Below are 13,471 nucleotides of genomic sequence, written 5' to 3' on the forward strand. Positions count from 1 at the left end.
ACCCCGCGAGCTGGCAAGGGAGGCCATCGATGGCGAAACCCCGGTCGGCGCCGCGCCTCGCCGACGTGGCAGCGCGCGCCGGGGTGTCGATCGCCACGGCGTCGCGGTCCCTCGCCGGCCGCGAGGGCGTGAGCGAGGCCGTCGCCGCGCACGTGCGTGAGATCGCGCTGCAACTGGGCTACGTGGCCAACGTGCACGCCCGCACCCTCGCCGGCGGCGCGACGTCCACGGTGGGGCTGATCGTCCACGAGATCGGCGACCCGTACTTCGCCGAGATCGCCAGCGGTGTGATCGAGGTGGCCGCGCAGCGCGGGCTCACCGTGCAGATCTGCCACTCCGCCCGCGACCCGCGCACCGAGCTGCACCAGATCCGCACGCTCATCGCCCACCGCACCGACGCGATCATCGTGGCCGGTTCCGGCTACACCGAGCCGGCGCTGCAGGCGGAGTCCAACGCCGTGCTGCAGGCGTTCCAGGACGGCGGCGGCCGGGTGGCCGTGATCGGCCGCCACTTCCTCGCCGCCGACGCCGTGCGCCCCGACAACGAGGCCGCGGGCCGCGCCGTCACCGCCCACCTGCTGGAGCTGGGCCACCGCCGGATCGGGGTGATCGCGGGCCCCGCCGTGCTCACCACCGTGGCCGACCGGCTCGCCGGCGTCGCCGCCGCGCTCGCCGACCGCGGCCTCTCGCTCGCCGACGTTCCCGTCCTGCACACCGACTTCACCCGCAACGGCGGCCACGCGGGCGCCGAGAAGCTGCTCGCCGAGCACCCCGACCTCACCGCCTTGATCGCGCTCAACGACGTCATGGCGATCGGCGTGCTGTCGGTGCTGCGCGCCCACGGCATCGCGGTGCCCCAGCAGATGTCGGTGGCGGGCGTCGACGACGTGGCCGTCGCCGCAGACCTCGCGCCCAGCCTCACCACCGTCCGGCTGCCGATGACCGAGATGGGCGAGCTGGCCCTCACCATGGCGCTCAAGCCGCCCTCGGCCCGCAAGCGGCGCAAGACCACCGGCCACGAGCTGGTGGTGCGCGACTCCACGGGCCCGGCCCCCACCCCCGCCCCCTGAACGCCAGCAAGGTGGCTTTACTGGCCGATTACGCCAGTAAAGCCACCTTGCTGGCATAAGGGGCGGGGGCGACCGCCGCGTCACCCCCAGCACACCGGACGGGCGATCTTTTGTGGGGCCCCCCTCGATCGTGCGGGAGGCGGCCTGCCAAGGTTGGTCGAGTGCGACTCGTGTTCGGCCCCGACGATCTGGAGGAGTACTCCGCCGTTCGCGACCGCCTGCGGCTGCACATCGTCGCGTGGGCCCGCAGGCGAGGAATCGCGGTGGAGCCCTCCCTGGTGGCAGCTGCCCTCGACCACAAACACAGCGTCGACGGCAGGCTCGGCCACTGGACCCGCAGGCACGTCGCCGACGCGTTGGCGGTCTGGTTCCCGCGCACGGTCGCGCTGCTGGAGGACGACCGCGACGCCGTCCCCACGGCGTTGCACGCGCTGATCGGCTTCCTCGACGACCACGACTGGCTGGACTCGCGTTCGGCGCCCGCGGCCGAGCTGCACGAGCAGGTGCGCGACTCCACGCCCGCCCTGCACGACGCGCTGGACGACGAGCGCAACCACGACCTGGGCACGTTCTGGGCGGTGCAGATGCTGCGCCACGGGGTGCCCACGGCCGATCCGGCGGCGGTCGCGCGGTTCCTGCAGCAGGTGCACGCGGGTGAGCTGGAGATCGACCGGGCCGCGCTGGAGGAGATCCAGCGCCGGCACGCGGACGAGCCGCAGGAGCAGCCGAAGGAGGAGCTGCCGCCGGTGCTGCCGCCGAGCGCGGCGCAGATCCTGGCAGCGGCCGACTCGTCGGTGGCGCTGGCCCGGCTGCGCGCGTTCACGCGATGGGTGCGGGCGGGCCGCGCGCTCACCCGGGAGGGCAGGCTGTTGCTGTCCGACGCCCGCGCTGTGGCCGACGCGCTGGACCTCGACCACTTCTCCCGCGACCGGGCCCGCACCAGCGACGACCTCCCGGAGATCAGCCTCCTGCTGGCGTGGGCCCGGCAGGCGCGGCTGGTCCGGGTGGTGCACGGGCGGCTGGTGCAGGTGCGCAGCGCGGCGCCGCTGCTGTCGAAGCCGATCGAGCTGTGGCGGCGCGCCTTCGAGGCCGTGGGTGGGATCGGCGAGCACTTCGGCGGCAGCAACGTGTTCGGGGCGCCGTCGCTGTTCGGCATGAGCCTGGGCGAGGCCTACCCGATCCTGCTGTACCAGCTCTACGCGGCAGGCGGGGAGCCGATGCCGGTGGAGCGGTTCCACCGCGCCGTGCGCGACACCGTGAACGACCGGATGGGCTGCGTGGTCGACGACCTCGCGGGCGACGTGGAGCACCGGCTGTGGCGGCGCGACGTCACCGCGCTGCTCGACGCGCTGGAGCTGCTGGGCGCGGTGCAGCTGTCGGAGAGCCTCGGCGTGGAGGACGGCGAGGACATGAGCGAGCTCATCGCCCTCGCCGGTCGCGACGACCCGGACCCCACCCTCGTCGCGCTCACCCCGATCGGGATCTGGGCCGTGCGCGAGATGCTGGTGGAGCGCGGTGTGCACGCACCGCTGGTCGGCGAGCTCGCCGACGAGGACATCGAGTACGTGTGCGTGCGCATGGCCTGCGTGAACCGTGAGGTGGCCGAGGCCGAGCTCACGGCGTGGGTGAAGGCCCGCTCCAGCCGGGCCGCGAGCCACGAGATCATGCGCTACCTGCAGCGGGTCGAGGTGCCCGCGCACCGGGAGCTGGCCCTGTTCGCGCTGTCGCGGTGCGGAGCGCCGGGCAAGGAGACGAGCCGCTGGCGGGCCCGGGTGAGCGCCGCCCTCCGGGCCCCGGCGAGCGGCGCCCAGCCCCGGGTGGAGTGCGACGCCCGGCTCGCCCGTCCCTGAGACGGGGCTCACACCATCGGGTGACTCCGGGCGCGGAGTGTGACGCCGGCGCCCCGCCGCGCGAATACGGATGCGGAACACCACTGAGCGCTCAGGAGAAGGAGCCCACGTGCCCGCGCCCGACCCCTACCGGACCTCGTCCGAGGCCCCGAAGCACTGGATCCACATCCCCGCGCAGCGCAGCCACCCGCCCGCGCCCGACCAGCTCGACGCGGCGATCTCGGGCGAGGACGCGCGGCCCGCGCCGGGGCAGCTCACCGTGGTCGCGATCGCATTGGCCGTGGCGGTCGCGGTGATCGTCCTCATCGGCATCGGGGGCCCGATCAGCGGCGGCGACGCTCCCCCGCAGGTCCCCTCGAACGGCTCATTCCAGCGCTAGCCGCACCTGCTTGGCTGTACGGGGGTGGTCCCATGCGTGCACTGGTTGCTGTCCTCGTGATCGCCGGCTCGGTGATCCTCGCACCGGGCACGGCCTCAGCTGACGAGGACACCTACAAGGTGAACCGGTCGTGGAAGCTCACGCACGACGACGGGGAGCCCCGGATCGTGCCGCACGCCGAGGACGACGTCATCGAGCTCACCTGCCACAACGAGGACCTGATGAAGGACTGGTGGGTCAACGACAAGGACCTCGTCGCCCGGTCCTGGGAGAAGGCCGACGGCACCGGCGTGCAGGTACGGCCCGACTTCCCCGACGACGAGGAGGACACGGCGACCCTCCGGATCACGCTCGTGTGCGAGGAGAGCGGCCAGGAGGACTCGTCTGGCAAGATCCGGTCGTAGGTTGGCGTCGGCCGGGCTGGTGCGCGGCGGTCGATCCCGGCACGGTTGGCCCTCCGATCTCGGTATCGATCGATTCGGGGGCCCCTTGCTCAGAACGGCGTTCATGATCGCCTGCGCGATCGCCCTGGCCGCGTGCACGACCTCCGTGGAGGGCCAGGCCGGCAGGCTGGGCACCAGCCTGGGTCTCCCGCCGGTCCCGGTCATACCCGACGAACCCGCCCGGTGGGCGATGTCGGTGCTGGACCCGTGCGCGCTGCTGCGGGACATGCCGCTCAAGACCGCGCGGCCCGAGTACCCCGTCCGGCCGCACAGCTGCGCGGTCGAGCACGCCCCCGACGAGGCCACGACGTGGTGGGAGTCCGAGGTGGGTGGGCTCTACACCCGGGTGGACGGGGAGATCCTCGAACTCCACACGCTGGTCGTGCACGTCGGCGCCGCGTTCAGCGGACGCGACCGGTCCACGATGGTCAAGACGGAGATCGGTGGCCGCATCGCCTACCAGTCCCACGGCAAGAACATTCCCTCATACGAGATAGGCAGGTCGGGAGACCGGTGCCGCATCGACTTCCCGATCTCGGCGGACCGCTCGATCCAGATCGTGTCGTCGGCGCCGGACGGGGACATGGCCACCGCGTGCGCAGCGCCGCGGGCGGTGGCCGAGACCGTGGCGGCGAAACTCGCGTCGCCCGCCGCATCGGCGCGCGCCACGCCCCGCTGGACCGCCTGCGACCTGGTGAAACAGGCGGCGGGCTACGTTCCGTCGGACGACCCCGGACTCACCGCCGACACGTGCCTGTCGCGGGTGCTCGGCGCCAACCACGAGGAAATACCGAGCGTGGAGATCGACACGATCGCGGACGAGGGACTGCGCGAGCCCTCCCCCTACATCTCCGAGACGCGCGTCGACCTCCCGTTCGGTGCCGCAGTGCAGAGCAAGGCCGGCGCCGACCAGTGCACGGTGGAGTTCGTGGCAGGGACGCAGCCCGACGCCCCGGCCGATTTCGCCGCCCAGATCATGTCTGTCCGCCTCGCCAAGTCGCTGGGCGAGCCGTGCGCCGGTGCCGCCGAGGTCGCGGCGAAGATCCACGAAGCGCTCTCCGGACCTGCACCGGCGCCGCCTCCACCCCCTCCGCATCTCGGGTTCGCCGTCGGCGAACCCGACGCGGAGATGCCGGCGGCGTGTGGCGCGTTCTCCGGCACCGTTCCCGAGACGTGCCGGATGCCCCTGCCGGTTCCGGTACCGGCCACGGCACCCGAGGTGCTGCGCGCGAGCGAGACTCTGTTCGCCGCCGACATGACCTGTGCCGTCCTGCACGATGCCGCCGCACCGGTCCTGGGCGATGCCATCGAGGTGGCCGCGCAGATGAACGCCGGCGGCGGTGGTTGCATCGGCCTGACCAACGACGCCTACGTCGTGTACCTCGGCTTCTTCCCCGACGCCACCGCCGGTGAGTACTGCCGGGACTTCGAGAGGAACGAGGTGCAGATCGCCGGCCGCACCGTGACCCAGTGCTCTGACCGCGACACCTTCAACCTCTACCTGCCGGCTGCTCCGGACCCCGGGGTACCGGGTGTCGCACTGGTGGAGGCACGCCTCGTCGCACCACGCGGCGACATGTCGTGGAATCCCGGTCGGTCCGACCCGGCTGCCATGGCGCGGATGGGGGACGGCACCACCCGCATGGCGGAGAACGTGATCACCCGGACGCTGGCGGGTTAGGCGTCCTCCGGGACCACGACCTCGTCGAGGACGCCCGCGTCGATGTCGAGCACGAACCCGCGCACCCGGGTGTCCGGGTGCAGGAAGGGGTCGTGGCGCAGCTGGACGATGTCGCGCCGCACGCTCACCGCCGGATCGCGGAAGGCGTGGGTGCGCCAGGTCGGGCGCATCCCGGTCTCGGCGGCGATCTCCTCGCAGAACTCGTCGTCGGAGAACGTGGCGAGACCGCAGCCGTTGTGCTGGACGAGCAGCACGTCGCGCGTATCCAGCTTGCGCTGGCTGATCGTGAGCGATCGGATGACGTCGTCGGTGACCACGCCACCCGCGTTGCGCAGCACGTGGACCTCGCCGAGGTTCGCCCCGAACAGGGCGAAGACGTCGATGCGGGAGTCCATGCACGTCACCACGGCGGTGTGCAGGGCGGGCGGCACCGCCAGCCCCACGGCGCTCGCCGCGGCGAGCCGGCCGCCACCTGCTTCGTACCGCTTGATCAGTTCGTCCGCACTCACGGCAACAACTAACCACGTCACGCGCGGTTCGGCCGGGTTCGCGGGGAGGATGGGGCAGACGTCACCCGCGCGGCGCGCGTACGAACGGCACCCTCGTCCGATAGAGCGGTACGAAGGTGCCGTTCGTGCGGTCGGTCAGGCGCGCGCCAGCTGCACCACCGCCCAGGACAGCGGCGGCAGCGTCACGTGGGCCACCCCGTCCTCGACGGCCACGCCGTCGAGCGGGCGCATGCCGACCTGGTCGGGGTGCTGCTCGTCGTTGGCCGTGTGGCGGTCCTGGCCCTCGGCCGCGGCCAGCACGGCGGCGTGCTGCACGCGCAGCGGGCCGAACCCGCGCACGCCGACCTCCACGGAGGCGGCCTCGGCCTGGTCGCGGTTGGCCAGGAACAGCGAGACCACGCCGGCCTCCTCGTCCCACGTACCCGCGGCGTCCACGAGGTCGACGTCGCCGAAGCTCGGCGTCTCGTAGCGGTCGCTGCGCGCCTGCACGGCGAGGATCTGCCCGGTGGCCCGGTGGCGGACCTGCTCGAACGGGTGCGCGATCGTCTGCTTCCACGCCGGGCCGCCCGGCTCGCTGCGCAGCAGGCCGATCACGTTCACCAGCTGTGCCTGGCACGCGACGGTGACGCGGTCGCCGTGGCGCAGCAGCGAGTTGAGCAGCGTGCCGACGACCACGGCGTCGGTGATCGAGTACTCGTCCTCGATCACCCGCGGCGCCACCTCCCACTCGCTCTCGCCCTTGGCGATCGCGGACGCGCGGTGGCGCGACTGGTACCAGACGTTCCACTCGTCGAAGGAGATGTCGATGCGCTTGCGGTGCTTGCCGCGGGCGCGCACGGCGTCGGCCGTGGCCACGACGGACTCGATGAACCGGTCCATGTCGCACGCCGAGGCGAGGAAGTCGCCCGCGTCGTCGTGCTCCTGGTAGTAGGCGTGCGCGGAGATGTAGTCGACCTGGTCGTAGGTCTCCTCGAGCACCACCCGCTCCCACTCGCCGAACGTCGGCATGGCGTACTTCGAGCTGCCGCAGGCCACCAGCTCGATGCTCGGGTCGACCAGCCGCATGGCGCGCGCGGTCTCGGCGGCCAGCCGGCCGTACTCGGCGGCGGTCTTGTGGCCGACCTGCCACGGGCCGTCCATCTCGTTGCCCAGGCACCACAGCTTGATGTCGAACGGCTCGGCGCTGCCGTGGGCCCGGCGCAGGTCGGAGTACTTCGTGCCACCGGGGTGGTTGGCGTACTCCAGGATGTCGCAGGCCTCCTGGACGCCGCGGGTGCCGAGGTTGACCGCCATCATCGGCTCGGTGCCCGCCGCCTTCGTCCAGCGGGCGAACTCACCGAGGCCGAACTCGTTGGTCTCGATCGAGCGCCAGGCCCGGTCGAGCCGGCGCGGCCGCTGCTCCTTCGGGCCGACCCCGTCCTCCCAGTAGTAGCCGGAGACGAAGTTGCCGCCGGGGTAGCGCACCACGGTGGGGCCGAGCTCGCGCACCAGGTCGAGCACGTCGGTGCGCAGACCGTCGGCGTCGGCCTTCGGGTGGCCGGGCTCGTAGATGCCGGTGTAGACGCAGCGGCCCATGTGCTCGACGAACGAGCCGAACAGGCGCGGTGGAACGGGCGCGATCGTGAAGTCGGGGTCGACGGTCAGACGTGCGCGAGGCAACCGGATTCCTTCCAAAGGGGGTATTTCACGTTCCGCCGAGGCCGGTCGTCGCGACCCCGCGGATGATCTGGCGCTGGAACAGCATGAACACGACGATCAGGGGCAGGCCCGCGAGGATCGCCGAGGCCATCACCTGCGCGTAGCGGACGCCGAACGCGCTCTGCACCTGCACGAGCCCGACCGGGAGCGTCATGAGGCCGGGATCGGAGGTGATGATGAACGGCCACAGGAAGTTGTTCCAGGCGTGGATGAACACGAAGATCGCCACCGCGGCGAGGATCGAGCGCGACAACGGCAGCACGATCTGCAGGAAGATCCGCAGCGACCCGGCGCCGTCCATCCGGGCGGCCTCCTCCAGTTCGTGCGGGATGGCGTCGAAGAACTTCTTGAGGATGAACACCATCGCGGGCACGACCAGCTGCGGCAGGATGATGCCCGCGTAGGTGTCCGCCAGGCCGAGCGCCAGCATCTGCCGGTACAGCGGCACGATCAGGATCTGCGGCGGCACCATGATCCCCGCGACCGTCAGCGCGAACAGCGCGTTCCGCCCGCGGAAGCGGGTGCGGGAGAAGCCGTATGCGGCGGCCGCCGACAGCGCCACGGTGAGCACGGTGGCCACCACCGCCACCACGGTGCTGTTGACGAACCACGTGACCAGGTTGCCGTTGGCGAGCACCGAGACGTAGGCCTGCAACGTGAAGCCGCGGTCGGGCACGACCTCCAACGGCACGGTGGTGGTGTCGGCCTCGTGCTTGAGCGAGGTGAGCAGCGCCCACACCAGCGGGGTCAGCCAGAGCACGGCGAGCACCGCGAGCGCGGTGATCAGGCCGGCCCGGGCGAGGGGCTGGTAGCGCCGGATGTCGGTGGGCCCGTCCGCGTCGGCCCGGGCCCGGCGGCGGACCGGGGTCGTCGCCACGGCGGCGGTGTCGGTGGTCGTCACGATTCGCTCCTGCGGCTGAGCCGGGCCTGGACGAGGGCGATCACGATGATCAGCATGAAGAACGCGTACGAGATGGCCGAGGCGTAGCCCAGGCGGTAATCGGTGAAGCCGGTGTCGTAGACGTACTGCAGGATCGGGGTGGCCGAGCCGCCCGGCCCGCCGTTGGCCTCGAACAGGATGTACGCCTGGTCGAACAGCTTCAGCGAGGCCAGCACCTGCAGCACGACCACCAAGCCCGTCGTGCGGTTGAGCAGCGGGAGGGTGATCGAGAACAGCCGGCGCCAGCCACCGGCGCCGTCGATCTCGGCGGCCTCGTAGATCTGCGCCGGGATGCCCTGCAGGGCGGCGAGGTAGAGCAGGAAGTTGAACCCGACCGTCCACCAGACGGTGAGGATCACCACCGACCACAGGCCGATCCCCGGCTCGGTGAGCCACCCGACCCCCGGCAGGCCCATCCCGGTGAGGACCCCGTTGAACAACCCGTAGTCGCCGGAGAACAGCCACTTCCAGATCAGCACGACGGTGGCCACCGGCAGGAGGAACGGCGCGAAGTACACGAAGCGCCAGAACCACTGCCCCCGCACCCCGGTCTGCACCAGCAGCGCCATCACCAGCGCGACCGCCACCAGCGGGATCGTGCTGCCGATCGTGAACAGCACCGTGACGCCCAGGGTGCGCCAGACCTCCGGGTCGGAGAACAGCCGCACGTAGTTGGCCAGCCCGACGAACTCCGACTCGCTGCGCACCAGGCTGGTGTCGAAGAGGCTCAGCCCCAGGCCGTAGGCCAACGGCCACAGCACGAACGCGGCGTAGACCACCAGGAACGGCAGGACGAACCAGATCCCGCCGCGACCGCCGACGAGGCTGGGGCCGCCGCGGGGGGCGGTGCCCCGCGCGACCCGGGCCGCGGGCGCCACCGTCCCGGCGGTCATCCGACGACCTCGCTGCGCTCGGTCCACGGCTGACGCGAGTCGCTGTGTCGATGGTTCACTCGCTGACGCTCGTTCACAGTGGGCTCCCGAAGGTGAGCTGCTCGTCGAGCCAGCCGATCAGGTCGTCGGCGCCCTGCTCCGGGGTCAGCGCCCGGGTCGCCACCCCCTGCAGGCTCTGGCCGGCCCGGGCCATCAGCGTCGACCCGGATCCGGAGAAGTAGGCCTCGGGATCGAACTCCACCACCTGCGCCGCCTCCCGGTAGTTCGAAATCGGCTGTTCGGCCACGTACTCGGGACTCGCCGCCACCGCGGACAGCGCCGGGATGTGACCACCGCCCGTCGCCCAGACGAGGCTGTTGCGCAACATCGACACCGCCATGTCGTACGCCGCGGCGCGGGCCGCCGGGTCGACGCTGGCCTGCGACGGCAGCACGAAGCTGTGGCTGTCCGCCCGCACGAACGGCGTGTCCCCGAACAGGGCGGGGAACTGCGTCATGGAGAACGGGATCTCCGCCTCGCGGGCCGAGGTGACCTCCCACGGCCCGACGAACAGGAACCCGGCCTGCTGGCTGGCGAACGCCGCCGGTGCCGACTGCCCGTCGAGGGTCGGCGAGCAGATGGTGCCGTCGCACATGTCGCGCACGAAGCCCATCGCCTGGACCATCGCGTCGCGGTCCACCTCCGCCGGACCGCCGTCGGGCAGCCGCATCTCCCCGCCGAGCTGGCGGAACAGCGACCAGAACACCATCCACACGTGGGACGACTCGCCGATGCCGAGCGCGATCCCGGTGGAGCCGGTGACCTCGGCGGCCCGGCGCCCGGCGTCGAGCATCTGCTCGGCGCTCGTGATCGGCGCCAGCGCGCCGTCCGGACCGAGCAGCCCGGCCCGCTCGCAGACGTCGGTGTTGTAGTAGAGGACGAGCGGGTGGGTGTCCAGCGGCAACGCCATCAACCGGCCGTCGACCAGCACCCGGTCCAGCACGGGCTGAGGGAACTCGTCGAGGCTGACGCCGCGAGCCGCGAGCTCGTCGAGGTCCCACTCGTCGAGCAGGTCGCGCCCGAACGTCGCCAGCCGGGAACCGTGCAGCGTGGCCAGGTCGGGCGCCCGCCCGCCGGCGCAGGCCATGGCCAGCTTCGTGTAGTAGGGCGGGCCCCAGTCGAGGGTGGTGTCGGTGACCCGGATGCCGGGCGCCGTGGCCCGGAATTCGTTGACGAGCTCCACCATGAGCTCGCCGTCGCTGCCCCCGAAGAAGTTCCAGTACGCCAGGTCGACGGCGTCCCCCCGGCCTCGCGAGCACGAGGACAGGAGGGCGGCGCCGCCGGCGGCAGCCGTCGCGCGCAGCAGGGTTCGGCGCGAAAGGCGGTGCGTCGACATCGACCACTCCCTCTTTACATCGTGGTAAACACTGTCGGGAAGGCGCTTGCCTGTCAAGGGGAGCATCCGGGGAGACTGGGGACGTGAGCACGGAGCGACGACCGGTGACGATGCGCGACGTAGCGGTCGCGGCGGGTGTCTCCCCCAAGACGGTGTCCAACGTGGTCAACGACTACGTCCACGTGCGCCCCGAGACGCGCGCGCTCGTCCAGCGCTACGTCGAGGAGCTCGGGTACCGGCCCCAGGCGGTCGGGCGACAGCTGCGCCGGGGCCGCACCGGGGCGATCGCGCTGGCCGTGCCGCACGTCGACATGCCCTACTTCGCCGACCTCGCCGCCCTGCTCGTCAGCGCCGCCCGCGACCGCGGGCTCACCGTCGTCGTCGAGCAGACCGACGGCGACGTCGAGCGCGAACGCGAGGTCGCCGCCGGGTTCCCCGTCCGGTTCGCCGACGCGCTCATCTTCAGCCCGCTGTCGATGGCCCCCGCCGAGCTCGCCCTCGCCCGCCACGACACGCCCATGGTGCTGCTCGGCGAACACGGCGCCGCCGCGCACGCCGACCGCGTCGACATCGACAGCACCGCCATCGGACGCACCGCCACCAGCCACCTGGCGGCGGCCGGGCGGCGGCGGATCGCCGTGGTCGGCCACCAGCGCGATCCAGCGAAGATCGCGATGAAGCAGCGGGTACTCGGCTACGAGCAGGCGCTGCGCGCGGCGGGCCTCCCGAGGGAGCGGTCGCTGATCCGGACCGTCTCCGGCTGGGACCGCCAGCCCGGCGCCGACGCCGTCGACGCCCTGCTCGCCGAGCACCCCGACGTCGACGCCGTCTTCGCCGCCAACGACGTGCTCGCCATCGGCGTGCTCAGCGCCCTGCACCGCCACGGCCGCCGCGTGCCCGACGACGTCGCCGTGATCGGGGTCGACGACGTGCCCGAGTCCCGCTTCACCACCCCCGCCCTCACCACCGTGGCCATCGACCGGGCGTTCGTGGTCGAGCAGGCCCTGGAGATGATCACCTCGAGGTTGGCCGAGCCCGACCTGGCGCCCCGCAGCGTCGTGGCCCCCCACCGGCTGGTGGTGCGTGGCAGTGCCTGAGGGAGTTCAGGAAAGCCACATTCAGGCCCTGTAGAGCCCTGAATGTGGCTTTCCTGAACTTCCCCGACGGGCCGGGAGCCGGCGCAGCGCCAGGGCGCCGAGCCCGACGTGGAGCAGGGCGGCCGTCGCCGCCACCACGTGCAGGCCGGTGACGAACGCGGCCTTCGCATCCGCAGCCGCGGCGGCCGCGAGCCCCGGGAGCTGGAGCGTCTCGTCGAGGGTTGGCGCGAGGTCGGGCCCCTGGAGCCGGAACAGCAGGCCGGCGAGGGAACCGAGCAGGGCGATGCCGAGGACGTTGCCGATCTCGTTGCTGGTCTCGGCGATCGCGCCCGCGGAGCCCGCTCGTTCGGCGGGGACGGCACCGACGGCGGTGTCGGCGACGAGGGCGAACGAGATGCCGTAGCCGACGCCCGCGACCGCCGTGGACGCGACGTACCAGCCGATCCCGCCCGCGGTCGTCGTGGGGAGCAGCACCAGCAGGCCGGTGGCGACGCAGGTGTGGCAGGCGACGAGCGCGGTGCGCTTGCCCACGCGGTCGACCAGGGCGGGCGCGAGGACGCACGTCGCGGTGAGCACCACCGCGCCGGGGAGCGCGAGCAGCGCCGCGTGCAGGACCGGCAGGCCGAGCACGGACTGGAGGTAGACGCCGGAGAGGTAGGCGGTGGCCGACCAGGCCGCCAGCGGCAGCAGACCGGTGACGATCGCGACCGTGAACACCCGGTCGCGGAAGAGCGCGACCTCGATCAGCGGGTGTGCGAGCCGACGCTGGCGCCGGACGAACCACACCAGCAGCGCCACGCCGGCGGCGCCCACGGCGACCGGGGCCACCGACACGCCCTCGGCGGCGGCGCGCTTGACCCCGTAGATCGTGAACAGGAGCCCGGCCGCCGACGACACGACGCTGGGCAGGTCGACCCGCCCCGGCCGGGTCGTGCGCACCTCCCGGAGCAGGACCGGCGCCAGGGCGATGAACGCGACCAGGACGGGCAGGTTGATCAGGAACACCGATCCCCACCACAGCCGCTCCAGCAGCAGCCCGCCGAGCACCGGGCCGATCGCGAACCCGGCGGCGAACGCGGACGCGAAGATCCCGATGGCCCGCGCGCGTCGGCGGGGGTCGGGGAACAGCTCGCTCAGCACGGCGAGCGCCGAGGGCAGCAGCGTCGCGCCGGCCACGCCCATCAGAGCCCGCGCGGCGATGAGGAACCCAGCGCTCGGAGCGAACGCGGCCGCCGCCGAGCCGACGCCGAACACCGTCGCGCCGATCATGAGCAGCCGCAGCCGCCCGTACCGGTCGCCGATGCCGCCGAAGGTGATCAGCAGCGAGCCGACGGCGAAGCCGTAGACGTCCAGGATCCAGAGGGCCTCGTCGGCGGCCGGGGTGAGGGCCTGGCTGATTCGGGGCATCGCCAGGAAGAGGATCGAGCCGTCCATGGACACGAGCAGGACCGGGCCGAGGATCACCAGCAGCCCGAGCCAGGCTCGCAGGTCGTTCGTGCGTTCGCGAGACATGCAGGCGACGCTGCGGCAGGACCC

The 13,471-nt window shown here is 72.3% G+C and carries 12 protein-coding genes; 6 read left to right on the forward strand and 6 right to left on the reverse strand.

The features are described 5' to 3' along the window. Positions 1-29: 29 nt before the first annotated feature. From ACFPL3_RS11380 to ACFPL3_RS11400, 5 genes are all read left to right on the forward strand, one after another. Positions 30-1,070 carry a LacI family DNA-binding transcriptional regulator gene (locus ACFPL3_RS11380; protein WP_343939708.1) on the forward strand — a complete coding sequence of 347 codons (1,041 nt, stop codon included), beginning with the start codon at positions 30-32 and terminating at the stop codon, positions 1,068-1,070. Between the two features lie 161 nt (positions 1,071-1,231). Continuing rightward, on the forward strand, positions 1,232-2,920 hold the full coding sequence (locus ACFPL3_RS11385) for a hypothetical protein (RefSeq protein WP_343939706.1): 1,689 nt from the start codon (positions 1,232-1,234) through the stop codon (positions 2,918-2,920). A gap of 109 nt (positions 2,921-3,029) precedes the next feature. After that, on the forward strand, positions 3,030-3,299 hold the full coding sequence (locus tag ACFPL3_RS11390) for a hypothetical protein (protein ID WP_343939704.1): 270 nt from the start codon (positions 3,030-3,032) through the stop codon (positions 3,297-3,299). Positions 3,300-3,331: 32 nt separating this feature from the next. Next, entirely contained in the window at positions 3,332-3,703 is a 372-nt protein-coding gene (locus ACFPL3_RS11395; protein WP_343939702.1) for a hypothetical protein, read from the forward strand. Between the two features lie 103 nt (positions 3,704-3,806). Beyond that, positions 3,807-5,423 carry a hypothetical protein gene (locus ACFPL3_RS11400; RefSeq protein ID WP_343939701.1) on the forward strand — a complete coding sequence of 539 codons (1,617 nt, stop codon included), beginning with the start codon at positions 3,807-3,809 and terminating at the stop codon, positions 5,421-5,423. On the opposite strand, the gene ACFPL3_RS11405 is transcribed toward ACFPL3_RS11400, so the two are convergent. From ACFPL3_RS11405 to ACFPL3_RS11425, 5 genes are all read right to left on the reverse strand, one after another. Further along, positions 5,420-5,932, reverse strand: a complete 513-nt coding sequence (locus tag ACFPL3_RS11405) for a beta-class carbonic anhydrase (protein WP_343939699.1) — start codon at positions 5,930-5,932, stop codon at positions 5,420-5,422. The genes ACFPL3_RS11400 and ACFPL3_RS11405 overlap by 4 nt on opposite strands. Before the next feature lie 135 nt (positions 5,933-6,067). Then, entirely contained in the window at positions 6,068-7,591 is a 1,524-nt protein-coding gene (arfA, locus tag ACFPL3_RS11410; protein ID WP_343939697.1) for an arabinosylfuranosidase ArfA, read from the reverse strand. 25 nt (positions 7,592-7,616) lie between these two features. Next, on the reverse strand, positions 7,617-8,531 hold the full coding sequence (locus tag ACFPL3_RS11415; RefSeq protein WP_343939695.1) for a carbohydrate ABC transporter permease: 915 nt from the start codon (positions 8,529-8,531) through the stop codon (positions 7,617-7,619). Then, the gene (locus ACFPL3_RS11420; protein WP_343939693.1) at positions 8,528-9,463 is read right to left on the reverse strand and encodes a carbohydrate ABC transporter permease; all 936 of its coding nucleotides are present in this window, start codon (positions 9,461-9,463) and stop codon (positions 8,528-8,530) included. The genes ACFPL3_RS11415 and ACFPL3_RS11420 overlap by 4 nt, the downstream gene beginning before the upstream one ends. Before the next feature lie 73 nt (positions 9,464-9,536). Next, a complete protein-coding gene (locus ACFPL3_RS11425) occupies positions 9,537-10,838 on the reverse strand; it encodes an extracellular solute-binding protein (RefSeq protein ID WP_343939691.1) in 1,302 nt (433 codons plus the stop codon). An 83-nt stretch (positions 10,839-10,921) separates the two neighbouring features. Here ACFPL3_RS11425 and ACFPL3_RS11430 point away from each other — a divergent pair, with 83 nt between their 5' ends. Continuing rightward, complete coding sequence (locus tag ACFPL3_RS11430; RefSeq protein ID WP_343939689.1) at positions 10,922-11,935, forward strand: LacI family DNA-binding transcriptional regulator; 1,014 nt, start codon at positions 10,922-10,924, stop codon at positions 11,933-11,935. A 21-nt stretch (positions 11,936-11,956) separates the two neighbouring features. Here the strand turns inward: ACFPL3_RS11430 and ACFPL3_RS11435 are convergent, their stop codons facing one another. Then, positions 11,957-13,447, reverse strand: coding sequence for an MFS transporter (locus ACFPL3_RS11435; RefSeq protein WP_343939687.1), 1,491 nt, complete (start codon positions 13,445-13,447; stop codon positions 11,957-11,959). Between the last annotated feature and the right edge of the window lie 24 nt (positions 13,448-13,471).

It is taken from the genome of Pseudonocardia zijingensis (genome assembly GCF_042657305.1).
GTDB classification, from domain to species: domain Bacteria; phylum Actinomycetota; class Actinomycetes; order Mycobacteriales; family Pseudonocardiaceae; genus Pseudonocardia; species Pseudonocardia zijingensis.